Origin of the sequence: Parageobacillus sp. KH3-4, assembly GCF_022846435.1 — a bacterium.
Taxonomy (GTDB): domain Bacteria; phylum Bacillota; class Bacilli; order Bacillales; family Anoxybacillaceae; genus Parageobacillus; species Parageobacillus thermoglucosidasius_A.
The window spans coordinates 3,707,466-3,732,667 of the sequence record NZ_AP025627.1 but is presented as its reverse complement, the minus strand read 5'-3'; the positions used below and the strand labels follow the sequence as shown (position 1 = coordinate 3,732,667).

The following is a 25,202-nucleotide window of genomic DNA, read 5'->3' as shown; positions in this document are numbered from 1 at the left end:
TATTGATACAAGCGAAAAATGGTGACAATTGGACAATAAATTCTTGAAAGCGAATTTCTGATTTTATATTTATGGGAGAAAAAAGCGGGATATGACAGAAAAACGAGGATTGTCCGAAAAAAAGGGCAAAGAAAAAAATTCCCGCTCCTTTTGAAAAGAAAGCGGGAGAATAGAGAATAGGCTAAACGTGGAAAAATAACGGCACTTTTTCCACTGTTAAACGATTTCCGACAAAGAATGATCCAAATTCCCCATAGCGGGCGCTCACTTCGTCAAAACGCATTTCGTAAACGAGCTTTTTAAATTGCAATGCATCGTCGGAGAACAATGTAACGCCCCATTCAAAATCATCCAAGCCGATGGAACCAGTGATAATTTGCGTCACTTTGCCGGCATATTTCCGTCCTGTCATGCCGTGGGCGCGCATTAAATTGCGGCGTTCTTCTATCGAAAGCATGTACCAGTTGTCATTGCCTTGCCGGCGCTTGTCCATCGGATAGAAGCAAACATGTTTCGCTTTTGGCAAAATTGGGTAGAGACGTCGGCGCACTTCCGGAATTTGATAAGGGTCTTCATTTCCGGAGGCTAAGTAGTTGCTTAGCTCAACGACGGAAACATAAGAATAAGCCGGTACTAAACATTCGGCCAGCTTTGTCTTGTTTAGTGCCGTTTCGATTTCGTTCAATTCTTCGATCGTCGGCCGCAAAATCATAAACATAATGTCGGCTTTTTGCCCGACGATCGTATAAATCGCGTGGCTACCTTCCTGTTTGTCTTCCGTTTCCTGCCATTTTTCGATTAATGATAAAAACTCACGAATGGCTGCTTCACGCTCATCGCTCGTTAGCGTTTTCCAAGCGCTCCAATCGACCGAGCGGAAATCGTGAAGGCAATACCAGCCATCGAGTGTTTGTGCAGCTTCGCTCATCTTCCTCACTCCTTATATGTAATGTACAATTTTACTATACCATAGTTTAACCATGAAACGCTCGAATGTCGCATGTGAAAGGCAATAAACTGAATTGTTTTAATAAATCGATTTTTTATTGTAAGTGCTTAACTTGGTTGCGTTTCTACATAATAAGAGTATCCTAGTATATAGGGTATTTCATACATTGGGGAGGATTAGTTCGTGAGTAGCGATTTATTTTCTGCCTTAAAAGAAAAAATAGCAGGAAAACAACGGAAAATCGTGTTTCCGGAAGGGCTTGATGAGCGTATTTTAACAGCGGTAAGCCGTCTGGCGAACGAGCAAATTGTCGCGCCGATTGTCATCGGCAACGAAGAAGCGGTAAAGCAAAAAGCAAGTGAGCTTGGGCTGACGCTTCCGAATGTCGAAATCATTGATCCGCATCGGTACGGGGAAATGGACGAGCTTGTTGCCGCATTTGTCGAACGCCGCAAAGGAAAGGTGACGGAAGAAGCGGCGCGGAAGCTGCTTCTTGACGAAAATTACTTTGGCACCATGCTTGTGTACATGGATAAGGCACATGGGCTTGTAAGCGGCGCGGCGCATTCGACGGCCGATACGGTGAGACCTGCGTTGCAAATTATTAAGACGAAACAAGGCGTCCGCAAAACGTCAGGAGTGTTCATTATGGTGCGCGGTGATGAGAAGTACGTGTTTGCCGATTGCGCAATCAACATTGCTCCGGACAGCCAAGATTTGGCGGAAATCGCTGTCGAAAGCGCCAACACGGCAAAAATGTTCGACATCGAACCGCGAGTGGCGATGCTGAGCTTTTCGACAAAAGGATCGGCGCAATCGCCGGAAACGGAAAAAGTCGTCGAAGCGGTGCGTCTTGCGAAAGAAATGGCGCCGGACTTAGTGTTGGACGGCGAATTTCAGTTTGACGCGGCATTCGTTCCGTCCGTTGCGAAAAAGAAAGCGCCAGATTCCGTCATTCAAGGAGACGCGAACGTATTTATTTTCCCAAGCCTGGAAGCGGGAAATATTGGCTATAAAATCGCCCAGCGTCTCGGCAATTTTGAAGCGGTTGGTCCGATTTTACAAGGGCTCAATAAGCCTGTGAACGACCTGTCGCGCGGCTGCAATGCGGAAGATGTGTACAAGCTGACGCTTATTACCGCGGCGCAATCGCTATAATTCGGAAAAGGGTGACGAAGAGTCACCTTTTTTATGTTTATGGTATAATTTTTTCAAATGATTTCGTTTAAGGAGAAAAGCCATGGTTCATGAATTGTTGCAACAGGCGAAATGGCGCATTATTGACCAGTCGCATTTCGGTCCGATGTTTGACGCAAAGCAGTCGTTTGCGATCGATGACACACTTTGTACATCGGTAGGAAAAGGGTTGTCCGATCCGGTCGTTCGCACATGGGTTCATTACAATACCGTCGTGTTGGGGATTCAAGACACGAAGCTTCCCCATTTGCGCGACGCCGTGTCATTTTTAAAAACGCAAAAATACAACGTCATTGTCCGTAATTCAGGGGGGCTTGCCGTCGTGCTGGACGATGGGGTGCTTAATCTATCGCTAATTTTTCCAGAAACGACGAAAGCGATTGATATTAACCAAGGATATGAAGCGATGTGGCAGCTTATACAGGCGATGTTTTCGGATTACAGTAAGGCGATTGAAGCAAGAGAAATCGCTGGCTCCTACTGTCCGGGGAGCTACGATTTAAGCATCGCCGGGAAAAAATTCGCTGGCATTTCGCAGCGGCGCGTGCGCGGTGGCGTCGCGGTGCAAATTTATTTATGTATAAACGGCAGCGGCTCGGTGCGCGCGGAGTTGCTCCGGCGATTTTACGAACTTGGGTTAAAAGGGGAGGAGACGAAGTTTGCATACCCGGCGATTGTTCCGAGCACGATGGCGTCGCTTTCCGAATTGCTAAATGAAGAGTTGACGATATCGTCAACCTTACTGTTATTGTTTCGCGCGCTGCAATCGTTTGGCGGCGAGATTTATTCGTCCGCTTTAAACGGGGAGGAGCTATCGTTATACGAATATTATTGGGAGCGGATCGTCCACCGGAATGAGAAGTCGTTGATAACGCAATAAACGGCTGCCCGTTTTCAACGAGGCAGCCGTTAGTTATTCTGCGATTTTTTCCAAATTTCCGTTTTGGTCCATTCGGAATTTGAGCGCTTGCCGCTCTTCTTCCTCTTGCAAGACAAGCTTGCGGGCTCTATTGATAATTTTTACTAATGTTTCATAATCTTCCTGAATCGTCGAAGAGTTTTCTTCCAATTTGGCAATTTTCTTTTCCAATTCTTCATTTTTTGTGCGCATTTCTTCATTTTCTTTTCGTAAACGCTCGTTTTCTTTTACTAATGATTCGTGATCGCGGTGAACGGTTTTGAATGTCTGTAAAAAAGCGATCACGTGATCGAGCGTCATCGGCGATGTTTCATTGGAAGGAGGTACGACCGCTGGCAATTGGATGATTTCTCCTATGTCTTCCAAAGAAGGAACAGGTGGATTGTACAATCGCTTTTTGCGAGCTGCTTGTTGTTTTCCAAGCAGCCGCTGCCGTTCTTTCCGCTGCCGCTTTGCTAATTGCAGCGCTTGTTCATACCGTCGGCGGACGACTGCATTCCAGCGGAATCCGCAGGCGGCGGATGTTCGGTTTAATTTATCACCGACTTCTTCAAACGCGTTAAGCTGTGTACTTCCTTCCCGCACATGCCGCAGCACCGTTTCTGCTAATAGTAAATCATCTTCTTCTGTCCATGCATCTTGACGTTGTTTCATCATTCTCAACTCCCTTTTTCTTATTTGCTAGTAGAAGCATGGACAAAAATAGGAAGTTTTATACTATTTTTTAGTTTCCATGAATAAAAAGTTGCAAGAGTTACTGATTCAGTCTGAAAACAAATGGCAAAAATCAGTTTGATTTTCCCAAGACCTAGATTCGCTGGATCGAGAGCGCAAATTTTACCACAATAATCAGGGCTTGACTAGAGTTGCTGTCTATGCGAAGGAAAACTTGCCAAAATTTCCTGTGTGAACATAGATGAGGGGAACTAGATGGAATGAAACCCTTGAGTAAACAAACTTGCATTGCCAGAAAAGAAGCGTTAGAATACACGTTAGTGCATAAACCTGCCGAGCGAAGAGAAGGGGTGACGAGAAATGGCGAATGAATTTCGCGTCTGCGCCGATTGCAAAGCACCGAATTTAAAAACGTTGATTCCGCGTTTAAAAAAGCTTGACCCAAACGCGACGATTAAAATCGGTTGCCAGTCGTACTGCGGTCCCGGCCGCAAAAAAACATTTGCGTTCGTCAATAACCGTCCAGTTTCCGCGCTGACGGAAGATGAGCTTATCGAAAAAATTGCCGAAAAATTGAAGAAAAGCTAAAAAATCGCCTTCGTATTTTGTAGGAAGAAGGTGATTTTTTGTTTCTATGTTTTAGGAAATACTGATGATAGGCAAATGAGGAAAAATCGAGTATTTTTTTATCGCCTCAAACGGCTTATAATAGATTCAGTCAGAAATGGAAGAGGGGATAACATGGCATATCCCGGCGGGCAGCTTAGCGAGGAAAAAGTGTTTAAAGATCCCGTTCATCGATATATACATGTTCGCGACAAAGTCATTTGGGATTTAATCGGAACAAAAGAGTTTCAGCGATTGCGCCGCATTAAGCAGCTTGGCACGACATATTTGACATTCCACGGAGCCGAGCATAGCCGCTTTAACCATTCCCTTGGCGTCTATGAAATTATCCGCCGCATTATTGACGATGTGTTTGTCGGCCGCGAACATTGGGACCATAGCGAACGGCTTCTTTGTTTATGCGCGGCGTTGCTGCACGATTTAGGACACGGGCCGTTTTCTCATTCATTTGAAAAAGTGTTTCGGCTTGATCATGAAGATTTCACCCAGGCGATTATTTTAGGGGATACGGAAGTCAACGACGTGCTTCGCCGCGTGAGCGACGATTTTCCGAAAAAAGTGGCGGAAGTTATTGCGAAGACATATCCGAATAAACTTGTTGTCAGTTTAATTTCGAGCCAAATTGACGCTGATCGGATGGACTATTTGTTAAGGGATGCGTATTATACCGGCGTCAGTTACGGCAATTTTGACATGGAGCGGATTTTGCGCGTCATGCGCCCGCGTGAAGACCAAGTCGTCATCAAGCGGAGCGGCATGCATGCGGTGGAAGACTATATTATGAGCCGCTATCAAATGTATTGGCAAGTTTATTTCCATCCAGTGACGCGCAGCGCTGAAGTTATTTTAACGAAAATTTTGCACCGCGCGAAAAAGCTGTATGAAGAAGGATACAACTTTCAAACAAAGCCGGCCCACTTTTATTCGCTCTTTGCCGGAAATGTTGATTTGCAAGATTATTTAAGGCTTGATGAAGCGGTCATATTGTTTTATTTCCAGCAGTGGCAAGACGAGCGCGATGAGATTTTAAGCGATCTGTGCCGCCGTTTTGTAAATCGCCATTTATTCAAATATGTCGAATTTAATCCAACCAATGAACAGATGACAAAGCTGATCGAGCTGACAAACTTGTTTAAAAAAGCGGGCATTGATCCGGAATATTATTTAGTTGTCGATTCTTCGTCCGATTTGCCGTACGATTTTTACCGTCCGGGCGAAGAAGGGGAGCGGCTGCCGATTTATTTGCTAATGCCGAACGGAGAGCTTCGCGAGCTGTCGCGGGAATCGGTGCTTGTCGATGCGATTTCCGGAAAGCGGAGAACCGATCATAAACTATATTTTCCAGCTGATTTTATTTATGATTTTTCAACGAAGCGAACAATAAAGAAAAAAATTATCGAAATTTTAGAGGGTTAGGAGATGACGGGGAGTGTTCACTGAACATGCAAAGGTGATGAAGGCGTTGGCGGCAGCTGGAGAAATCGTCGGCCGCAAAAAGCTGCAAAAAATGATTTACATCGCAAAAAAATTGCAATTTCCGTTTTACGAGAAGTTTGACTTTCATTTCTATGGACCGTACTCCGAAGAATTAACATGCCGCGTTGAGGAACTTTGCGATTTAGGATTTTTGCATGAAGTAAAAGAGAAAAAAGGCGGATATTTTCAATATCGCTATACGCTGACGGAAGCGGGAGAGCAGTTTTTAAACCATTACGATATCAAGATGCCCCATTTACAAGAGTGCATGCAAGATATGAACGAGCAAAATTCGCGGTTTTTAGAGCTCGTATCGACAGTGCTTTATTTTGAGCATTTGACGAAAGAAGAAGTGAAAGAAAAAGTATTTTTATTAAAAAGCAAGCAACGGTATACGGAAGAAGAAATTGAGCAGGCGTATGCGTACATAGAGAAGTTGCGCGCCAAAGTAAAAAACGAAGTCCGCGCATGACGGGACTTCGTTTTTTATATGCCGGTTAATGTGGCAAAAAGGCAAGCTGATAGAAGAAAAGGATGGCGAAAATGTAAACGAGCGGATGCACTTCGCGCCATTTGCCGCGCGTGATTTTTAGCAGCGGGTAAGAAATGAAGCCGAGCGCGATTCCTGTTGCAATGCTTGAAGTGAGCGGCATGCTTAAAATAATCAGGAACGCCGGGAACGCTTCATCTAATCGATCCCATTGAATGTGGGCAATGCTGCCCATCATTAAGCTGCCGACGATAATAAGCGCTGGTGCGGTAATCGCTGCAATGCCGGAGACGGCGCCGACAAGCGGCCCGAAAAAGGCGGATAAGGCAAATAATATCGCGACCGTCAGCGCTGTAATTCCGGTGCGCCCTCCGGCGGCGACGCCCGAAGAAGATTCAATGTAAGCGGATGTTGGGCTAGTGCCGAACATCGCGCCGATCGTCGTCGCGACAGAATCGGCAAGCAATGCTTCGCGGGCGCGCGGCATCGTTTTTCCTTTCATCAGTCCGGCTTGTTGGGCGACGCCGATCATCGTTCCCGTTGTGTCGAAAATCGTCACAAGCAAAAAGGAGAACACGACGGCATACAATCCGTAATGGATGACATCACCGATGGCGGTAAGCGGATTAGCGACAACAAGACCTTCCGGAAGTGATGGCATGGAAACGAAGCCTTTATCAAATTTCAATTGGCCGGTGAAATAAGCAATCACGCCGGTGATGACCATCCCGAAAAAAAGCGCGCCATTGACGCCAAGCGACATAAGCACGAGCGTAACCGCCAAACCGATGAGCGTCAACACCGCCGATGGCGAGTGTAAATCGCCTAACGCGACTAAGTTTTGTGGATGCGCTTGAATAATCTTGGTTAAACGAAGGCCAATAAAAGCGATAAACAAGCCGATTCCCGCGGTAATGCCATGCTTTAAATTTTCCGGAATCGCTTCGATCAGCTTGCTGCGAAACGGCGTCAGCGACAAAATGACAAAAAGGATTCCGGCAACGAACACGGCCGAGAATGCGACTTCATAGGAAATATTGCCGTGCGACCCGACAACGGAGTAGGCAAAATACGCGTTTAATCCCATCCCCGGCGCGATCGCGATCGGATAGTTCGCAAATAACGCCATCCATAGCGTCCCGATGATCGTAGCGATAATCGTTGCGGTGAACACTTGAGAAAATGGAACACCGGCATCCGACAATACGACAGGATTTACGACAATGATGTATACCATCGTTAAAAACGTCGTACATCCGGCGATGATTTCTGTTTTTAAATTTGTGTTATGTTTCGCCAAATCAAACATCGTTTACCTCCAAAATACGAACATTTTTAATCACATATATAATAATATTCGTTTTTTCGGGATTTTGCAATGAAAAAAGCAAGGAACAGAAACGTTCCTTGCTTGTGCGCTTATTACTCGTCGCTTAAACGTTTTCCGGCGATCGCGTAATGGTTTTTCGACATTTCTTCAATAAACACGACAATTTTGTCTTTCGAGGCGCCTGTTGTTTCGGCGACCGCTTCTGTCACTTTTTCGACAAGCGCCTTTTTCTGCTCGTCCGTGCGTCCCTCGAGCATTTTGATCGTAACGTAAGGCATGGGTCGTCCTCCTTTTTCTGCTCGTTCGTCGTGTTTATTATATCATGAAAAAGGGAACTTCCGTCCACTTTTTCCGTATAATCATGTATACTAGTTAATAAACGATCAAATGGAAAAAAGGAGATAAAAAGAGTGGAACATTTATTGCCTTATTCGCTTCAGCAAATCCCATATGTGTTCATGGCGCTCGCGATTGCTTTTTCGGTTCATGAATTTGCCCATGCGTACGTCGCTTATAAGTTCGGCGACCCGACGGCAAAAAACGAGGGAAGGCTGACGTTAGCCCCGCTTGCCCATCTCGATTTGCTTGGCACATTGCTTATTTTTCTTGCCGGATTCGGCTGGGCGAAACCTGTGCCGGTGAATCGGCTTAACTTTGCAAATCCGCGCCTTGCCGGGATTCTTGTGTCGGCCGCAGGTCCTTTCAGCAATCTTCTTCTTGCCGCGTTCGGGTTTTTGGTGTGGTATAGCATGATTCGTTTTGGCGTGATGGCGGCGATTCCAGATTGGTTTGCCGCCGGGTTTGACACGTTTTTTCAGATTTTTATTAGTTTAAATGCGGTGTTGTTTATTTTTAACTTGCTTCCGTTTCCTCCGCTTGACGGTTATCGGATTATCGAGGATTTGGCGCCACAAGGCGTTCGCGTAAAGCTGACGCAGTGGGAAAGTTACGGGGCGCTGCTTTTTCTGATTCTTGTGTTGACGCCACTCGACCGTTATACGATACAGCCGCTTTTCAATGTAGCGATTCCGTTTGTATTGGAAAGCTTGCAATCCTTTTTTTCCGCGGTATTCTTTTAAGTCATAAAGGAGGGCGTTTGGATGGAGAAGAAAAAGAAAAATATCGGATTTAATATCATTAAAGATGATCCAACGGACGGCCACGGCGGATTTGGCGCGGGGGTGTTAAGCTTGGAAAATGTTTCCCCGGTCATTATCGACGTCGAAGCGGGGGAAGCGTTCGTGGATATGGGAGCGATGCATGCCCGGAGCGTAGTGGAGCGGGGAATTAAATTTTCGCCAAATCGCGATGAAGTGCCGAACGGGAAGCCGTATTGGATCGTATGGGTGACGATCGAACGAAAAGAAGAAGGGCCGTATTATGCCGGAGTGACAGCATGCGAAATGACGGTCGATCGCGAGGCGCGCCGCGGCTATAAGCTGCTTCCAGAGCATGTGAATCGTTTAGATAAGTCACTAAAGCGCCGTATCATCGTCGATCATATGGACGAAAAATCAAAACGGGTACTGGCGGAATTTTTAAAACAACATGATATCGAAATGTGGAATCGTTCGAGCGAGGAATTGAGAAAGGGATTGGAAGGCGGGGAATAAAAAGGAGGGAAAACTATTTCTTTCATGAATTTCCATATATGTGACGTTTTTGTGAACGTCACATGGCGGGTACTTGTCGTCTTGTAGGAAACAGGGTAAACTAAAGCTGCATGTATAACACAATAAAACTAGGACAAGGAACCCCCCAAGCGAAACCGCTTGGGGGGTTCCTTTTAGAACCAAGGAAACCATTTTTCAAACCATTTTTTCTTTTCTTCCGTGTCCTTTGATTTTTTGCGATGCAAATGGTCGGTGCAGTAATCGGTCGGTTCTGTGCCAGCGATATAATAAGTGAGGCGTTTTACCGGACACGATTTCGTCGCGAGCTTGCCATTGTCCGGGTCGACATAGACGCCAACGACTCCTTTCGTTGGTTTAAATTTTTTCTTTGGTTTTCCTCGTAAGCTCTCTTCCATAAATTGCACCCAAATTTGTTTTGCATATTGTTTCTCCGCGATTTTATCCATCGTTTCCCCGCGGTCATAACCGGTCCATACCCCTGCAACTAGTTGTGGGGCAAACCCGATCATCCAGCTGTCCGTTTTGGTCGTTCCTGATTTTCCTGCGTACGGGCGCGTAATCTGTTTGCGAATCGATTGCCCGGTGACAGTGGTGTAGTCGTTTAATTTCGGGTCAAACATGCCCGTCATCAGCTGGGCCGTTACATATGCGGCGTCCGGATCGAGCGCCTGCTTGCCTGATGGTTTATATTCGTAAATCGTTTCGCCTTGATGATTGACGACTTTTTTAATAAAAATTGGCTCGACTTTTTTACCGTTATTGGCAAACGCGCTGTAGGCTTTCACCATGTCGATCACTTTCACCGGCGATGTTCCGAGCGCAAGGGAAGGAACCGCTTTTAATTTGCTTGTAATGCCAAGTTTTTTCGCCGTTTCGACAAGTTTGTCTTCGCCGATAAATAAATGCGTTTTTACGGCGAATACGTTATCCGACAAGGCAATCGCCTGAGCGAGCGTAATTTCGTCATTCGCATAATAGTTATTGTAGTTGCGCGGTGTATAAGTCGCTTTTCCATCGTCAAAGGTAAAGGTGGTCAACTCGCTTCTCATTTGCGTCGATGGCGTGAATCCTTGCTGAATGGCCGCGTAATATAGAAACGGTTTAAACGTTGAACCCGGCTGCCGCTCCGCTTGCACTGCGCGGTTGAAAGGGCTTTTATCGTAATTTCTGCCGCCGACAAGGGCTTTTACTTCTCCCGAGCGCGGATCCATCGCGACAAGCGCAACTTGAATGTTCGAATGAGGGTCAATGATGTCATGAATTTTTCGTTCTGCAATTTCTTGCATTTTTGGATCAAGCGACGTATACACGCGCAATCCGCCCGTTTCAATCGTGCGTTCATCCAACCCTAATTGATTGCGCAGCGCATATTTCACCACATCTTGAAAATAAGGGGCAATTTTTTTCTTTTTCGCTTCGTGATGGCGGGAATAAACAAGCGGAGTTTGATACGCTTGTTCCGCTTCTTTTCCGCTGATGTATCCGGCTTTGGCCATCGACGAAAGCACCGTTTTTTGCCGCGCTTTCGCCCGCTTTTCGTCAATGAACGGCGAATAGTAATACGGGCCTTTTGGGATTCCGGCTAGCATCGCGGCTTCGCTTAATGTAAGCTTTTTTGCCGGTTTTCCGAAATAATAATGGGAGGCCGCTTCGATTCCGTAAGCGCCATGGCCGTAGTAAATGGTGTTTAAGTATCCTTCTAAAATTTGCTTTTTGCTGTAATTCGCTTCAAGACGGATTGTATATAACGCTTCTTGCAATTTTCGCGTCCATGTTTTATCGTGGTTTAAAAATAAATTGCGCGCGTATTGCTGGGTAATGGTGCTTGCTCCTTGCACTTTCGCCATCGCCTTTATATTCGCGACAACGGCGCCGGCAATCCGCTTTATATCAAAGCCGTGATGTTCATAAAATTTCCGGTCTTCTACAGCGATCGTTGCCTGTACAATATAGGGGGATATATCTTCAATGTTCACCCAGTAACGAGTTTGCCCGTTATCGCTTTCGCCGATTTTCGAGCCGTCATCCGCGTAAAAAATCGTCGTTTGCGGCACGGCTAGAGGTGGGGCCCCTTTTAATTTGGCGAACGCGATCAAACCGGCAAGCGCAACGGCGAAGAAGATTGCTAGGATCAAACTGATGAAGACGAACGCCCGAATGTATTTCCACGTTCCGCGAAACCGGCTGCTTGGAATGATTTCCAACGTCCATCACCTCATGACTGTATTTGTATTAGTATGAAAAAATTTTTTCTATTTTAAACATTTTTCTATCAAGTTTCACTTGCATTTTTGCTAGATTGCTCTATACTTTTTCATGTTTGGTTTTTTCTTCGCTAGGAAAAGATGAAAGTAGCGTTTTGTATATAGCTGAAACGTATAAAGAAAGGGTGTTGAACATGGAATTATGGTTTACGGAAAAGCAAACAGAGCACTTTGGCATTACAGCGAGAATTAAACGCACTTTACATACAGAGCAAACCCCGTTTCAAAAGCTGGACATGGTCGAGACAGTGGAATTCGGCAATATGCTTATTTTAGACGGAATGGTCATGACAACGCAAAAAGATGAGTTTGTGTACCACGAAATGGTTGCGCATGTTCCGCTTTTCACCCATCCGAATCCGGAAAACGTGCTTGTCGTTGGCGGCGGTGACGGCGGCGTTATTCGCGAAGTGCTGAAGCACCCGAGCGTAAAAAAAGCGACATTAGTAGAAATTGACGGAAAAGTTATTGAATGTTCGAAAAAATATCTTCCGGAAATCGCCGGTAAGTTAGATGACCCGCGTGTAGAAGTAAAAGTCGACGACGGCTTTATGCACATCGCGAAAAGTGAAAACGAATATGACGTCATTATGGTCGATTCGACGGAACCGGTCGGCCCGGCCGTCAACTTATTTACGAAAGGCTTTTATGCCGGCATCGCAAAGGCGCTGAAAGAAGATGGCATTTTCGTCGCGCAAACGGACAACCCTTGGTTTAAAGCGGATTTAATCCGCAACGTCTACCGTGACGTGCGCGAAATTTTCCCGATTGCGCGCTTATATACGGCAAACATCCCGACATATCCAAGCGGGTTGTGGACGTTTACGATCGGGTCGAAAAAATACGATCCGCTTGAAGTGAGCGACGAACGTTTCCATGACATCGATACGAAATATTACACGAAAGAGCTCCATAAAGCTTGTTTCGTTTTGCCGAAATTTGTCGCTGATTTATTGAAATAGGGGAGGCGCGAAAATGCGATTTGATGAGGCGTATTCGGGCAATGTCTTTATTAAAAGCCATCCGGATTTTGCAGAAAGCGAAGCGGTCATTTACGGAATGCCGATGGACTGGACGGTAAGCTACCGGCCTGGTTCCCGCTTCGGCCCGACGCGCATTCGCGAAGTGTCGATCGGATTAGAAGAATATAGCCCATATTTAGATCGCGAACTTGGGGAAGTAAAATATTTTGATGCGGGCGATATTCCGCTTCCGTTCGGGAACGCGCAGCGCAGCTTGGATATGATCGAAGATTTCGTGGATCAAATTTTAGCGGCCGATAAATTCCCGCTCGGCATCGGCGGCGAGCATCTCGTCTCGTGGCCGGTCATTAAAGCGGTGTATAAAAAATATCCTGATTTAGCGGTCATCCATATGGACGCCCATGCAGATTTGCGCGAACAATATGAGGGGGAGCCGCTTTCCCATGCGACGCCGATCCGCAAAGTCGCGGAACTTGTGGGTCCAACAAACGTATTTTCGTTCGGCATTCGTTCGGGCACGAAAGAAGAGTTTCAATGGGCGAAAGATAATGGAATGTACATCGCCAAGTTTGAAGTGCTCGAGCCGCTAAAAGAAGTGCTTCCGAAGCTTGCCGGCCGCCCTGTCTATGTCACGATTGACATCGATGTTCTTGATCCTGCTTGCGCGCCGGGAACAGGCACGGTTGACGCTGGCGGCATTACGTCGAAAGAACTGTTGGCGGCGATTCATGAAATCGCCAAATCGAATGTCCGCGTCGTCGGAGCCGATTTGGTGGAAGTAGCTCCTATCTACGACCATTCGGAACAAACCGCCAATACAGCAAGCAAACTCATTCGCGAAATGATTCTCGGCTGGGTGCAAAAACGCAATGCGTAAACGGGGGAGTTTCCCGTTTGCTAGAGTAATCGTTTTTCTGGCGCGGGGAAAACGCCTCGCTATCGCTGGCAAATGTTTGCGGTGGAAATCCTGCCTTTGATCGAAAAAGGCGGGATTTTTTGTATTTTTGGAGTGTAGGCGGATGCGGGATAATTTTGGTTCATCACGATGGTGTCCAATCCAACGGTTCATTTCAGAAAATGTGTTGAAGATAAGATGGCGGCTTAAAGCATAAGTACATGCATCATTTATTTATGATCCGATGGAATCCCGGAAGCTGTGTAAAAAGAAAAACCACAAAAAACGATTTTGTCTTCCGGTGATCCGAATTATTGGACGGAGAGGGATTTTTGACACAATAATTAACATGTGATCGATGATCCAAGCCTCTCATCCTCTTGAACATTAGGAAACGATTCCATTATACTTAATAAAGTTATTACTCTTGTTTTTGATCGTAAGGGTGTGTCCTTGATGGAAAAGCAAAACGGAATCCCTATTCGTCTGAAGCAAGTTACCGATATTCGTGACGGGTTTCGCAAAGAGACGGTCGCTTTGGAAACGGAAGGATTTTGCTACATAAAAGAAAATGCCGTCTATTTGCAATTTGCCGAACAGCAAGAGCTAGGCAAAATAAACACAGTTGTGAAAATAACGGATCGCGAAGTGGTTGTGATGCGGTCCGGAGCGGTTCGAATGCGCCATGTCTTTCGCAAAACAGAAGAAACAACTGGGCAATATTATACTCCGTTCGGACAGTGGACGATGAAAACAAAAACGGACAATATCGAATTTCGCTATAATGAAAAAGGAAAACAAGGGCACCTGTTTTTATCGTATCAATTGGAAATGCAAAACGAACAGGCGGGGCGTCATGCGATGACGATTATGTTTAAGGAGGCATAGATCATGAATATTGTCGAACAAATGAAGGAACGCATGAAAGAGGAAATTAAACGCGCTGTCGTAAGCGCGGGGCTTGCCAAGGAGGAAGAAGTGCCGGATGTCATTTTAGAAGTACCGAGAGAAAAAGCGCATGGAGATTATTCGACAAATATGGCGATGCAGCTGGCACGCATTGCCAAAAAACCTCCGCGCTCGATTGCCGAAGAAATCGTCAAGCATTTCGATCAAACAAAAGTGTCGGTGAAAAAAATTGACATTGCCGGTCCAGGCTTTATTAATTTTTACATGGATAACCGTTATCTTGCGGAACTCATTCCAATGATTATTCAAGCGGGCGCATCTTATGGTGAAACAAATGTCGGAAAAGGGCAAAAAGTCCAAGTGGAGTTTGTTTCCGCAAATCCAACCGGGGACTTGCATTTAGGGCATGCGCGCGGCGCGGCGGTCGGCGATTCTTTATGCAACATTTTAGAAAAAGCGGGGTTTGATGTAACGCGCGAATATTATATTAACGATGCGGGAAACCAAATTTACAATTTGGCAAAATCGGTGGAAGCCCGCTATTTCCAAGCGCTTGGGATCGATAAAGAAATGCCGGAAGACGGCTATTACGGCGACGATATTATCGAAATCGGGAAAAAGCTCGCCGAGGAGTATGGCGACAAATACGTTCATATGGATGAACAAGAGCGTCTTGCCTTTTTCCGCGAGTATGGGCTCCGTTACGAATTAGAAAAAATCAAAAAAGATTTAGCAGATTTCCGCGTGACGTTTGATGTTTGGTATTCGGAGACATCTTTATACAAGAGCGGGAAAATTGATGAAGCGCTCGCCATATTGCGCGAACGCGGGCATATTTACGAAAAGGACGGTGCGACGTGGTTTCGTTCGACAACGTTTGGCGACGACAAAGACCGCGTCTTAATTAAGCAAGACGGCACGTATACGTATTTATTGCCGGATATTGCTTACCATCAAGACAAGCTGCGCCGCGGTTTTACAAAAATCATTAACATTTGGGGCGCAGACCACCATGGTTATATTCCGCGCATGAAGGCGGCAATTGCGGCGCTTGGCTACGATCCTGACGTGCTCGAAGTCGAAATCATTCAGTTAGTCAATTTGTATCAAAACGGCGAAAGAGTAAAAATGAGCAAACGGACCGGAAAAGCGGTGACGATGCGCGAATTGATGGAAGAAGTTGGTCTTGACGCGACGCGTTACTTCTTTGCGATGCGATCCAGCGACACTCATTTAGACTTTGATATGGATCTTGCTGTGTCGCAGTCGAATGAAAACCCGGTGTACTATGTGCAGTACGCCCACGCGCGCGTCTGCAGCATCCTTCGCCAAGGGGAAGAACTCCAGTTATCGTACGAAGGCGATTTGCAGCTTGATTATATCCAAACGGAGAAAGAGATTGAGCTATTAAAAAAACTAGGGGAATTTCCAAGTGCTGTTTCGGAGGCGGCGCTCAAGCGGATGCCGCATCGCATCACCGGTTATGTTTTTGAGTTAGCGTCAGCGCTGCACAGCTTTTACAATGCCGAAAAAGTATTAGATCCGGAAAACGTTGAAAAAAGCCGGGCGCGGTTAGCGTTGATGAAGGCCGTCCAAATCACGCTGCAAAACGCTTTAGCGCTCATTGGGGTATCAGCTCCGGAAAAAATGTAGAAAACGAAAGAACAGTTTCGCGGACGCGATCGTGGTGAAGCGTCGCGAGCCGCTGGCTTGGAGCCAAAAAAAGTACCCGTTTCACCTGTGTGGAAAACGGGAGACGTTTTTGGACAACAATGATACAATAGATGCGGGTAGAGGGGGATTTTTTCGAGTGCCCCCTCTTTCTTATGAGCATAATGACAATAAAACAAACACGGAGGAAAACGAAATGAAAGAAGTGATTTTATCATTAGTGACAGGCGTCGTAGTCGGCTTTTTATTTACGCTGTTTCGTTTGCCGATTCCCGCTCCTCCGGCTTTAGCGGGCATCGCCGGCATCGTTGGGGTGTACTTAGGAATGAAAGTGTTTGAATGGGTGAGTTATTTTTGGAAATAAAACATGTTGGGGGCACTGCCCTCAACATGTGTTTTTGGAATCAAACGCTACAGCCATGCGGAAAGGATGGACGATAACGATTCTTTGCCGCGCTGCCATAGTGTCCGCTTTTGCCAAAAATCAAGCGTCAGCCGTTCCGAGCGGGCCAGATCATGCTGAATTGCTTCTTTTACTCGTTGAACGAAGGCGCGATCATAAATATAACAATTAATTTCGCTATTTAAAAACATGCTTCGTTTATCGAAGTTTGCTGTACCGATATCACAACATTTTTCGTCAATCACCATCGTTTTGGCGTGATAAAACCCTTGATAAAACCGATAAATGTGTGCTCCGGACTTTAAAAGATGGTAAAAATATGGATATGCGGCTTCTTTAACGAACGGGTGGTCGGCCTTTAGCGGCACGAGGATCGTTACTTTTACTCCGCGGGAGAGCGCTTCAAGCAGCGCGTTCATCACAGCGCGGCCAGGGATAAAATACGGGCTGCCGATGATGATTTCTTTATTTGCTTGGCGAATGAAATGGATGAATTGTTGTTCTACTGAATGGCCGTTCATGGCAACAAGTTGGTGAGAAACCGTTCCTTTTTGGAGAGGCGGGAAATATTGGCCTTCTGCAATCGACATTTTCGTCGCTTCTTCCCAATCGCGGCAAAACTGCATTTGTAAGTCGTAAACCCCTTCTCCTGCTATTTTTAAATGGTAATCACGCCATTCGCCGAAATTTGGATCTTGCCCGACATATTCTTTACCGATATTAAAGCCGCCGATATATCCAATTTTTCCATCAATGACGGTAATTTTCCGGTGATTACGCCGATTCAGCCGGTAAAAGAAAAACGGAAAATGCGGTTTATGTGCATACGCGAATTCCACCCCGCTTTCTTTTAAGGAGCGAATCAGCTTTTTTGGCAGCCCGAAGCTGCCGACCCAATCAACGAGAAGACGAACGCGGACGCCTTCCTCTGCTTTTTGTTTTAACAATTGGAAAAATTGCTGGCTAATTTCATCTGTCTTGACGATATAAAACAAAATATGGATATGATGTGTTGCTTTGCGGATTTCGGTAAAGTAATCGGTGAATAGTTGCGTTCCGTTGATGAAAAAAGAAAGATTGCTTCGGCGTTCTTGATATACGATTTTTGCTTTTTTCTTTTTGTAAAAGTGTCCCCCGAGCTTGTCATCGAAATAAATGAACGCTAATATAATAGCAATAACGAAAAATATCGTCATTTCGTCCCCTCCTGATCACATCGTTATTTATTAATGTTGCCCGTTGTTATAAAAAATAGCAGAATAACTTGCAAAAAACGTTATTGACTGAATGTTCATTCATTATGTAAAATAAACGCAAGGTTATAATTCTGAAAATTTATTTTGTTATTAATATTTTGGGCGGCATCTCATCGATTCGAAGGGGGAAGGGGAGAGAGCGATATGAATCTGCTGCTAGTTATTAATTTTCTTGCGTTTTTGTCTGTAACCGCTTACGCCGTTTACCTTTTTGCCTACTTAGTCAAGACGCGCGCTGCTTACATCAAGCTCGGCAAAAAAGTGGAGTTTGATGGAAAAGTAAAAGAGCGCCTGCAAAACATTTGGATGAACGTATTTGGTCAGAAAAAGTTGTTAAAGGATAAAAAAAGTGGGATCATCCATGTTGTGTTTTTCTATGGGTTTATCCTCGTTCAGTTCGGGGCGATCGACTTTATTATTAAAGGCCTTGTTCCGGGAGCCCATCTCCCGTTAGGCCCGCTTTATCCGGGTTTTACGTTTTTCCAGGAGATCGTTACTTTGCTTATCTTGATGGCTGTTTTCGCTGCGTTTTATCGCCGTTATATTGAAAAACTCGTCCGTTTAAAGCGGGATTTTAAAGCAGGACTCGTGTTGATTTTTATCGGCGGATTAATGATTTCCGTCTTGTTCGGAAACGGAATGAGCATGATTTGGCACGGTGAGGAAGCGACATGGAGCGAGCCAATCGCGTCATTCATCGCTGGCGCGTTCCGCTGGACCGGCGAAACGGGCGCTGCGGTATTGTTCTTTATCGCATGGTGGGTACACTTATTGATTTTGTTGACATTTTTAGTATATGTGCCGCAATCGAAGCACGCGCATTTAATTGCTGCGCCGATTAATGTCTTTTTCAGCCGCCTGTCCCGCCCGAAGCTGTCGAAAATCGATTTTGAAGATGAGACGCAAGAATCGTTTGGCGTCGGCAAAATTGAAGATTTTTCGCAAAAACAGCTCATCGATTTATACGCCTGTGTCGAATGCGGACGATGCACAAGTATGTGTCCGGCGACGGGAACCGGGAAAATGTTGTCGCCGATGGATTTAATTTTAAAATTGCGCGACCATCTTACAGAAAAAGGCGCCGCGATCACTTCCCGCGCTCCTTGGGTGCCGACGTTCGCTTTCAAACATACAAGAGGCAACCAATTGGCGCTTGCCGGCCAAGGCGTGCAAGAGCAAGCAGCGGCGGTGGAAATGCCAAACTTAATCGGCGACGTGATCACGGAAGAAGAAATTTGGGCGTGCACGACATGCCGTAACTGCGAAGACCAATGTCCGGTGATGAACGAACATGTTGACAAAATTATCGACCTTCGCCGCTACCTTGTCCTTACCGAAGGAAGAATGAATCCAGATGCGCAGCGGGCGATGACAAACATCGAACGCCAAGGAAATCCGTGGGGGCTGAACCGGAAAGAAAAAGAAAATTGGCGCGAGCTTCGCGATGATGTGCGTATTCCGACCGTCAAAGAACTGAAAAAATCCGGCGAGGAATTCGAATATTTATTTTGGGTTGGCTCGATGGGCTCATTTGACAGCCGTAGCCAAAAAATTGCGTTGACGTTTGCGAAATTATTGAACGAGGCGGGAGTGAAATTCGCGATTTTAGGAAATAAAGAGAAAAATTCCGGCGATACGCCGCGCCGTTTAGGAAACGAGTTTTTATTCCAAGAATTAGCCGCCAACAATATTGCAGAATTTGAAAAAGCGGGTGTGAAAAAGATTGTCACGATCGATCCGCACGCGTATAACACATTTAAAAACGAATACCCTGATTTTGGCTTTAAAGCGGAAGTATACCATCATACGGAATTGCTTGCGAAACTGATTGAGGAAGGCAGCTTAGTGCCGAAATGCGAAGTCAAAGAAAGAGTGACGTTCCATGATTCCTGTTATTTAGGCCGCTACAACGATGTGTATGACGCGCCGCGCAAAATTTTGCAGGCGATTCCGGGCGTCGAGCTCGTCGAAATGGAACGCAACCGCGAACGAGGTATGTGCTGCGGCGCGGGCGGCGGTTTAATGTGGATGGAAGAGACGGCTGGAAACCGCATCAACGTGGCCCGCACCGAGCAGGCGCTTGCCGTCAACCCAACGGTCATCAGCTCCGGCTGTCCGTACTGCTTGACGATGCTCACAGACGGCACAAAAGCAAAAGAGGTGGAAGATCGCGTCTCTGCTTACGACGTTGCGGAATTACTTGCCAAATCCGTATTTGGTGAGAAAAAAGAAACCGCTTCATAAAAAATAATATACAATTCTAATTTTTTGAAATATTATTATAATAGATAGAGGAGGTGTGCTTTTATTTGTGCACCTTCCTTTCACCATCGCATTGAGCGAGCGTTCAGTCTTCGTTTTGTAATCGCTTTCTTTTGCAAATAGGGTAAAACAAAGGGGAGAGGTTTATGGGAAAAACGGTTATTTTAAGCGGGGTTCGCACGCCGTTTGGAAAATTCGGCGGTGCATTAAAGCAGCTTACGGCGGCACAGCTCGGCGGCATCGCTGTGAAAGAAGCGCTTCATCGCGCCGGAGTTAGCGGCGAACAGGTCGATCAAGTCATTTTAGGAACGGTGTTGCAAGGAGGGCAAGGCCAGCTTCCATCCCGCCAAGCGATGCGCTATGCTGGCATTCCGTGGGAAGTGCGGACAGAAACAATTAATAAAGTGTGCGCTTCGGGAATGCGGAGCGTCACCCTTGGCGATCAAATGATCCGCCTAGGAGATGCCGAAGTCATCGTTGCGGGCGGAATGGAATCGATGAGCAATGCGCCATATATTTTGCCAAATGCACGTTGGGGATTGCGAATGGGCGATTCTGCCGTAAAAGATTTAATGGTATATGATGGTTTAACATGCAGTTTTACCGGAGTTCATATGGGGGTGTACGGCGGCGAAACGGCGAAAGAATTAGGGATTTCTCGCGAAGAGCAAGATGAGTGGGCGTACCGCAGCCATCAGCGGGCGATTGCCGCGATGGAAGCTGGATTATTGGCGGAGGAAATCGTACCGGTGGAGGTTCCGCAGCACAAGGGGGCGCCGCTGTTGGTCGAGCATGACGAAGCGCCGAGGAAAGATACGTCTCTCGAAAAGCTGGCAAAGCTTCCTCCAGTATTTGACCCAGAAGGGACGATAACAGCGGGAAACGCGCCAGGGGTCAATGATGGCGCCGCCGCGCTTGTGTTGATGAGCGAAGAAAGAGCGGCGCACGAAGGAAGAAAACCGCTCGCGACGATTTTAGCCCATACATCGATTGCTGTTGCAGCAAAAGACTTTCCAAAAACGCCGGGGTTTGTGATCAACGAGCTGCTTCGCAAAACGGGGAAAACAGCTGATGACATTGATTTATTTGAAATTAACGAAGCGTTTGCTGCCGTCGCGCTCGCCAGCATTAAAATCGCCGGCATCGATCCAGAAAAAGTGAACGTCAATGGCGGCGCAGTCGCGCTAGGTCATCCGATCGGCGCGAGCGGCGCACGTATTATCATTACGTTAATTCACGAATTAAAGCGCCGCGGCGGCGGCATCGGGATTGCGGCGATCTGCAGCGGCGGCGGCCAAGGTGATGCCGTTATGGTGCAGGTAGATTCATAATTTTGTTTTGACTTATGCAAACATAAGCAGTCGTTTGCTTTTCTTCACGTTATGATTTAGTGGCAAAACTTCATAAGGAATCAAAGATAGGGGATGTGGAATGATGGACGTTAGGACAATCATGGTCGTCGGTGCTGGACAGATGGGGTCCGGCATCGCCCAAGTATGCGCGATGGCGGGATATGACGTTTTCCTGCATGATATCAGCCAAGCGCAAATCGATAAAGGGCTTGCTAATATCGAAAGATTATTATCCCGTCAAGTAGAAAAAGGAAAAATGACCGATGCGGAAAAGGCGGCAGCGTTGTCGCGCCTCATTCCTTCGACCAATTTGCGAAACGCTGCGAAAGCCGATTTAGTGATTGAAGCGGTTGTCGAAAACATGGATGTGAAAGCAAAATTGTTTGCTGAACTCGATCAAATCGCTCCGCCGCACACGATTTTGGCGACGAACACGTCTTCGCTGCCAATTACGGAAATCGCAGCGGCGACGAAACGGCCGGAAAAAGTGATCGGGATGCACTTTATGAATCCGGTTCCGGTCATGAAGCTCATTGAAATTATCCGCGGGCTGGCGACCGCCGACGAAGTATATGAAACGGTTGAAGCCATCGCTCGCAAGTTAAACAAAGTTCCTGTTGAAGTCAATGACTTTCCAGGCTTTATCTCCAACCGCGTCTTGATGCCGATGATCAACGAAGCGATTTACGCGTTGTATGAAGGGGTGGCGACGAAAGAAGCGATCGACGAAGTAATGAAGCTCGGCATGAACCATCCGATGGGGCCGCTGACTTTAGCTGACTTTATCGGATTGGATACGTGCCTGTACATTATGGAAACGCTCCATGAAGGATTTGGCGACGATAAATACCGCCCATGCCCATTGTTGCGGAAATATGTGAAAGCGGGATGGCTCGGCCGCAAAACAGGAAGAGGTTTTTACACGTACGAGTAAGCGCAAAGAAGGTGGCATGCATGAATTTACACTTTACTGAAGAGCAAGAAATGATGCGGGACATGGTGCGCGAGTTTGCGCGAACAGAAATCGCCCCGTTTGTCGAACGCATGGAACGAGGTGAATTTCCCCGTTCGATTTTAAGAAAAATGGCCGAGCTCGGGCTGATGGGCATAACCGTTCCGGAGGAGTACGGCGGTGCGGGAATGGACTTTATCTCCTACATTATCGCCATCCATGAAATTTCGAAAGTGAGCGCGACGGTCGGCGTTATTTTATCGGTGCATACGTCGGTTGGTACGAACCCAATTTTGTACTTTGGCACGGAAGAACAAAAGAAAAAATACGTCCCGAAATTAGCCAGCGGCGAGTATTTGGGGGCATTTTGCCTTACCGAACCGGGCGCTGGGTCGGATGCGAAAAGTTTAAAAACGAAGGCGGTCCGCCAAGGCGATTGCTACATTTTAAACGGTTCGAAAATATTTATCACCAACGGCGGCGAGGCGGATACGTACATCGTCTTTGCCCGCACCGACCCAAATGAAAAAGGCAGCCGCGGCATTTCCGCGTTTATCGTCGAAAAAGGCACACCGGGGTTGATCATCGGCAAAGATGAGAAAAAAATGGGGCTGCACGGGTCGCGGACCGTGCAAATCATGTTCGAAGACGCGAAAGTGCCGGCGGAAAACTTGCTTGGCGAAGAAGGGAAAGGGTTTAAAATCGCGATGGCCAACCTCGATAGCGGACGCATCGGCATCGCCGCGCAATCGTTAGGTATTGCTGAAGCGGCGTTGGAACATGCGACCGCTTACGCGAAAGAACGCATCCAGTTCGGCAAGCCGATCGCCGAACAGCAAGGAGTCGCCTTTAAGCTTGCCGATATGGCGACAGCGGTCGAAGCGGCGAAACTGCTTGTCTATCGCGCGGCGTTTTTGCAGGCGCAAGGCCTGCCATGCGGAAAAGAAGCGTCGATGGCGAAGTTGTTCGCTTCGAGAACGGCGATGGAAAATGCGATTGAAGCGGTGCAAATTTTCGGCGGCAACGGCTATACGAAGGACTATCCGGTAGAGCGGTTGTTCCGCGATGCGAAAGTGTGTGAAATTTACGAGGGAACAAGCGAAATTCAACGCCTAGTCATTAGCAAATATTTATATCAATAAATGGGGGATAGGGACATGAACTTTCAATTAAGCGAAGAACACGAAATGATACGAAAAATGGTGCGCGAGTTTGCCGAAAACGAAGTGGCGCCGACTGCAGCCGAACGGGATGAAGAAGAAAGGTTCGACCGCGAAATTTTTAATAAAATGGCTGAGCTGGGTCTTACTGGAATTCCGTGGCCGGAAGAGTACGGCGGCATCGGCAGCGATTATTTGGCGTATGTCATCGCCGTAGAGGAGCTATCGAAAGTATGCGCATCTACCGGGGTGACGCTTTCCGCGCACATTTCGCTTGCAAGCTGGCCGATCTACAAATTTGGCACGGAAGAACAAAAGCAAAAATATTTGCGCGCTCTTGCGACGGGAGAAAAACTTGGCGCGTATGGTCTTTCCGAGCCCGGCGCCGGTTCGGACGTCGCCTCGATGAAAACGAGGGCGGTGCGCGACGGGGACTACTATGTGCTAAACGGTTCGAAGGTATGGATTACCAACGGTGGCGAAGCGGAAATTTATGTTGTCTTTGCCGTAACTGATCCAGAAAAGCGTCATAAAGGCATCAGCGCGTTTATCGTCGAAAAAGGCACGCCGGGATTTTCGATCGGAAAGAAAGAGAAAAAACTCGGCATTCGTTCCTCGCCGACAACAGAATTAATTTTTGAAGATTGCCGCATTCCGAAAGAAAACTTGCTAGGGCAAGAAGGGGAAGGATTTAAAATCGCGATGATGACGCTCGACGGCGGTCGAAACGGAATTGCGGCGCAAGCGGTCGGCATCGCGCAAGGAGCGCTGGACGCAGCGATTGAATATGCGAAACAGCGGGTGCAATTCGGCAAGCCGATCGCCGAACAGCAAGGCGTGGCCTTTAAATTGGCTGACATGGCGACGGCGATTGAAGCAGCGCGCCTGCTGACGTATCAGGCGGCATGGCTCGAAACGAACGGCCTGCCGTACGGCAAAGCGTCGGCAATGGCAAAGCTGTTTGCTGGCGATACGGCGATGAAAGTAACGGTCGATGCCGTGCAAATTTTTGGTGGCAACGGCTATACAAAAGATTATCCGGTCGAACGGTTTATGCGCGACGCGAAAATTACGCAAATTTACGAAGGGACGCAAGAAATTCAGCGGCTTGTTATTTCGCGGATGCTTACAAAATAGGCATTCCAGGACATTGCAGGTGATTCATGTGAAAAAACGGGAAGTGATTGCATCCGTCAAAGACGAAAAGCTTGTCAAAAAACGACGCAACCAAATGATTAAAGGAGCGATTTCCCTTTTCAAACAAAAAGGATTCCACCAGACGACGACAAGGGAAATCGCGAAAGCTTCCGGATTCAGCATCGGGACGCTGTATGAATACATCCGCAAAAAAGAAGACATTCTCTATCTCGTTTGCGACCGCATTTATGATGAAGTGCGCGAACGGATGGAAAAAGATATCGGCACCCACCACGGCACGATCGAAAGCTTTAAGTTAGCGATCGCCCGCTATTTTAAAGTCATCGACGATTTGCAAGATGAAGTGCTCGTCATGTACCAAGAAGTGAAATCGCTCAGCAAAGAATCGCTGCCATACGTGCTCAACAAGGAAATCCAAATGGTTGGCATGTTTGAAAACATTTTGCAGACATGTGTCAATAACGGCGTATTTCAGCTGACGGAAGAAGAAATCAAGCTGTTTGCCCATGACATTTTCGTGCTGGGACAAATGTGGGCGTTCCGCCGCTGGGCGCTGAAAAAACTATATACGCTTGATGAATATATTGAATTGCAGACGGAATTGTTGCTAAAGGGGATCATGAAGAAACAATCATCATGA

General features: G+C 46.8%; 24 protein-coding genes. 18 read left to right on the top strand and 6 right to left on the bottom strand.

All coding sequences use genetic code 11. The features are described from left to right. Nucleotides 1–181: 181 nt before the first annotated feature. Complete coding sequence (gene hemQ / locus MWM02_RS18900) at nt 182–928, bottom strand: hydrogen peroxide-dependent heme synthase (RefSeq protein ID WP_244402681.1); 747 nt, start codon at nt 926–928, stop codon at nt 182–184. A gap of 204 nt (nt 929–1,132) precedes the next feature. On the opposite strand from hemQ, the gene pta reads away from it, so the two are divergent. Next, the gene (gene pta, locus MWM02_RS18895) at nt 1,133–2,107 is read left to right on the top strand and encodes a phosphate acetyltransferase (RefSeq protein WP_064552836.1); all 975 of its coding nucleotides are present in this window, start codon (nt 1,133–1,135) and stop codon (nt 2,105–2,107) included. A gap of 82 nt (nt 2,108–2,189) precedes the next feature. Beyond that, entirely contained in the window at nt 2,190–3,026 is an 837-nt protein-coding gene (gene lipL, locus MWM02_RS18890; protein WP_244402680.1) for an octanoyl-[GcvH]:protein N-octanoyltransferase, read from the top strand. A gap of 33 nt (nt 3,027–3,059) precedes the next feature. Here the strand turns inward: lipL and MWM02_RS18885 are convergent, their stop codons facing one another. Next, complete coding sequence (locus tag MWM02_RS18885) at nt 3,060–3,719, bottom strand: RsfA family transcriptional regulator (protein WP_064552928.1); 660 nt, start codon at nt 3,717–3,719, stop codon at nt 3,060–3,062. A 381-nt stretch (nt 3,720–4,100) separates the two neighbouring features. On the opposite strand from MWM02_RS18885, the gene MWM02_RS18880 reads away from it, so the two are divergent. From MWM02_RS18880 to MWM02_RS18870, 3 genes are all read left to right on the top strand, one after another. Continuing rightward, nucleotides 4,101–4,328 carry a YuzB family protein gene (locus MWM02_RS18880; protein WP_003253753.1) on the top strand — a complete coding sequence of 76 codons (228 nt, stop codon included), beginning with the start codon at nt 4,101–4,103 and terminating at the stop codon, nt 4,326–4,328. Nucleotides 4,329–4,481: 153 nt separating this feature from the next. After that, the gene (locus MWM02_RS18875) at nt 4,482–5,783 is read left to right on the top strand and encodes an HD domain-containing protein (RefSeq protein ID WP_064552834.1); all 1,302 of its coding nucleotides are present in this window, start codon (nt 4,482–4,484) and stop codon (nt 5,781–5,783) included. Nucleotides 5,784–5,796: 13 nt separating this feature from the next. Then, on the top strand, nt 5,797–6,315 hold the full coding sequence (locus tag MWM02_RS18870) for a YwgA family protein (protein WP_064552833.1): 519 nt from the start codon (nt 5,797–5,799) through the stop codon (nt 6,313–6,315). A 25-nt stretch (nt 6,316–6,340) separates the two neighbouring features. Here MWM02_RS18870 and MWM02_RS18865 read toward each other — a convergent pair whose 3' ends face one another. After that, on the bottom strand, nt 6,341–7,642 hold the full coding sequence (locus MWM02_RS18865) for an NCS2 family permease (RefSeq protein WP_064552832.1): 1,302 nt from the start codon (nt 7,640–7,642) through the stop codon (nt 6,341–6,343). 113 nt (nt 7,643–7,755) lie between these two features. Next, on the bottom strand, nt 7,756–7,941 hold the full coding sequence (locus MWM02_RS18860) for a 2-hydroxymuconate tautomerase (protein WP_064552831.1): 186 nt from the start codon (nt 7,939–7,941) through the stop codon (nt 7,756–7,758). 132 nt (nt 7,942–8,073) lie between these two features. Here MWM02_RS18860 and MWM02_RS18855 point away from each other — a divergent pair, with 132 nt between their 5' ends. Together MWM02_RS18855 and MWM02_RS18850 are read left to right on the top strand one after the other, a co-directional pair. After that, nucleotides 8,074–8,742: a site-2 protease family protein gene (locus MWM02_RS18855; protein WP_064552830.1), complete on the top strand. Its 669-nt coding sequence runs from the start codon at nt 8,074–8,076 to the stop codon at nt 8,740–8,742. Between the two features lie 21 nt (nt 8,743–8,763). Further along, the gene (locus MWM02_RS18850) at nt 8,764–9,276 is read left to right on the top strand and encodes a YwhD family protein (protein ID WP_244402679.1); all 513 of its coding nucleotides are present in this window, start codon (nt 8,764–8,766) and stop codon (nt 9,274–9,276) included. Nucleotides 9,277–9,449: 173 nt separating this feature from the next. Here MWM02_RS18850 and MWM02_RS18845 read toward each other — a convergent pair whose 3' ends face one another. Further along, nucleotides 9,450–11,501: a transglycosylase domain-containing protein gene (locus tag MWM02_RS18845; protein WP_244402678.1), complete on the bottom strand. Its 2,052-nt coding sequence runs from the start codon at nt 11,499–11,501 to the stop codon at nt 9,450–9,452. Between the two features lie 194 nt (nt 11,502–11,695). On the opposite strand from MWM02_RS18845, the gene speE reads away from it, so the two are divergent. The 5 genes from speE to MWM02_RS18820 all read left to right on the top strand — a co-directional run bounded on the left by speE (nt 11,696) and on the right by MWM02_RS18820 (nt 16,383). After that, nucleotides 11,696–12,523 (top strand): polyamine aminopropyltransferase, encoded by an 828-nt coding sequence (gene speE, locus MWM02_RS18840; RefSeq protein WP_064552827.1) that lies wholly within the window; start codon nt 11,696–11,698, stop codon nt 12,521–12,523. A 13-nt stretch (nt 12,524–12,536) separates the two neighbouring features. Continuing rightward, nucleotides 12,537–13,421, top strand: a complete 885-nt coding sequence (gene speB, locus MWM02_RS18835) for an agmatinase (protein ID WP_064552826.1) — start codon at nt 12,537–12,539, stop codon at nt 13,419–13,421. Nucleotides 13,422–13,895: 474 nt separating this feature from the next. Further along, nucleotides 13,896–14,327, top strand: coding sequence for a YwiB family protein (locus tag MWM02_RS18830; protein ID WP_064552825.1), 432 nt, complete (start codon nt 13,896–13,898; stop codon nt 14,325–14,327). Nucleotides 14,328–14,330: 3 nt separating this feature from the next. Further along, nucleotides 14,331–16,001: an arginine--tRNA ligase gene (gene argS, locus MWM02_RS18825; protein WP_244402677.1), complete on the top strand. Its 1,671-nt coding sequence runs from the start codon at nt 14,331–14,333 to the stop codon at nt 15,999–16,001. 214 nt (nt 16,002–16,215) lie between these two features. Further along, nucleotides 16,216–16,383, top strand: a complete 168-nt coding sequence (locus MWM02_RS18820; RefSeq protein ID WP_035502577.1) for a XapX domain-containing protein — start codon at nt 16,216–16,218, stop codon at nt 16,381–16,383. A 47-nt stretch (nt 16,384–16,430) separates the two neighbouring features. On the opposite strand, the gene cls is transcribed toward MWM02_RS18820, so the two are convergent. Then, nucleotides 16,431–17,618, bottom strand: coding sequence for a cardiolipin synthase (cls, locus tag MWM02_RS18815; RefSeq protein WP_244402676.1), 1,188 nt, complete (start codon nt 17,616–17,618; stop codon nt 16,431–16,433). Between the two features lie 204 nt (nt 17,619–17,822). On the opposite strand from cls, the gene MWM02_RS18810 reads away from it, so the two are divergent. The 6 genes from MWM02_RS18810 to MWM02_RS18785 all read left to right on the top strand — a co-directional run bounded on the left by MWM02_RS18810 (nt 17,823) and on the right by MWM02_RS18785 (nt 25,202). Beyond that, complete coding sequence (locus tag MWM02_RS18810; protein ID WP_064552822.1) at nt 17,823–19,922, top strand: (Fe-S)-binding protein; 2,100 nt, start codon at nt 17,823–17,825, stop codon at nt 19,920–19,922. A gap of 164 nt (nt 19,923–20,086) precedes the next feature. Further along, the gene (locus MWM02_RS18805) at nt 20,087–21,271 is read left to right on the top strand and encodes an acetyl-CoA C-acetyltransferase (protein WP_244402675.1); all 1,185 of its coding nucleotides are present in this window, start codon (nt 20,087–20,089) and stop codon (nt 21,269–21,271) included. Between the two features lie 103 nt (nt 21,272–21,374). Then, nucleotides 21,375–22,226 carry a 3-hydroxybutyryl-CoA dehydrogenase gene (locus MWM02_RS18800; RefSeq protein WP_064552927.1) on the top strand — a complete coding sequence of 284 codons (852 nt, stop codon included), beginning with the start codon at nt 21,375–21,377 and terminating at the stop codon, nt 22,224–22,226. 20 nt (nt 22,227–22,246) lie between these two features. Beyond that, on the top strand, nt 22,247–23,386 hold the full coding sequence (locus tag MWM02_RS18795; RefSeq protein WP_064552820.1) for an acyl-CoA dehydrogenase: 1,140 nt from the start codon (nt 22,247–22,249) through the stop codon (nt 23,384–23,386). 15 nt (nt 23,387–23,401) lie between these two features. Further along, nucleotides 23,402–24,541, top strand: a complete 1,140-nt coding sequence (locus MWM02_RS18790) for an acyl-CoA dehydrogenase (protein WP_244402674.1) — start codon at nt 23,402–23,404, stop codon at nt 24,539–24,541. Between the two features lie 28 nt (nt 24,542–24,569). Further along, nucleotides 24,570–25,202, top strand: a complete 633-nt coding sequence (locus MWM02_RS18785) for a TetR/AcrR family transcriptional regulator (RefSeq protein ID WP_064552818.1) — start codon at nt 24,570–24,572, stop codon at nt 25,200–25,202.

Coding starts and splice junctions, on each gene's coding strand:
- hemQ (WP_244402681.1), bottom strand. CDS start 928: ATGAGCGAAGCTGCACAAACACTCGATGGCTGGTATTGCCTTCACGAT.
- lipL (WP_244402680.1), top strand. CDS start 2,190: ATGGTTCATGAATTGTTGCAACAGGCGAAATGGCGCATTATTGACCAG.
- MWM02_RS18885 (WP_064552928.1), bottom strand. CDS start 3,719: ATGAAACAACGTCAAGATGCATGGACAGAAGAAGATGATTTACTATTA.
- MWM02_RS18880 (WP_003253753.1), top strand. CDS start 4,101: ATGGCGAATGAATTTCGCGTCTGCGCCGATTGCAAAGCACCGAATTTA.
- MWM02_RS18875 (WP_064552834.1), top strand. CDS start 4,482: ATGGCATATCCCGGCGGGCAGCTTAGCGAGGAAAAAGTGTTTAAAGAT.
- MWM02_RS18865 (WP_064552832.1), bottom strand. CDS start 7,642: ATGTTTGATTTGGCGAAACATAACACAAATTTAAAAACAGAAATCATC.
- MWM02_RS18860 (WP_064552831.1), bottom strand. CDS start 7,941: ATGCCTTACGTTACGATCAAAATGCTCGAGGGACGCACGGACGAGCAG.
- MWM02_RS18850 (WP_244402679.1), top strand. CDS start 8,764: ATGGAGAAGAAAAAGAAAAATATCGGATTTAATATCATTAAAGATGAT.
- speE (WP_064552827.1), top strand. CDS start 11,696: ATGGAATTATGGTTTACGGAAAAGCAAACAGAGCACTTTGGCATTACA.
- speB (WP_064552826.1), top strand. CDS start 12,537: ATGCGATTTGATGAGGCGTATTCGGGCAATGTCTTTATTAAAAGCCAT.
- MWM02_RS18830 (WP_064552825.1), top strand. CDS start 13,896: ATGGAAAAGCAAAACGGAATCCCTATTCGTCTGAAGCAAGTTACCGAT.
- argS (WP_244402677.1), top strand. CDS start 14,331: ATGAATATTGTCGAACAAATGAAGGAACGCATGAAAGAGGAAATTAAA.
- MWM02_RS18820 (WP_035502577.1), top strand. CDS start 16,216: ATGAAAGAAGTGATTTTATCATTAGTGACAGGCGTCGTAGTCGGCTTT.
- cls (WP_244402676.1), bottom strand. CDS start 17,618: ATGACGATATTTTTCGTTATTGCTATTATATTAGCGTTCATTTATTTC.
- MWM02_RS18810 (WP_064552822.1), top strand. CDS start 17,823: ATGAATCTGCTGCTAGTTATTAATTTTCTTGCGTTTTTGTCTGTAACC.
- MWM02_RS18805 (WP_244402675.1), top strand. CDS start 20,087: ATGGGAAAAACGGTTATTTTAAGCGGGGTTCGCACGCCGTTTGGAAAA.
- MWM02_RS18800 (WP_064552927.1), top strand. CDS start 21,375: ATGGACGTTAGGACAATCATGGTCGTCGGTGCTGGACAGATGGGGTCC.
- MWM02_RS18795 (WP_064552820.1), top strand. CDS start 22,247: ATGAATTTACACTTTACTGAAGAGCAAGAAATGATGCGGGACATGGTG.
- MWM02_RS18790 (WP_244402674.1), top strand. CDS start 23,402: ATGAACTTTCAATTAAGCGAAGAACACGAAATGATACGAAAAATGGTG.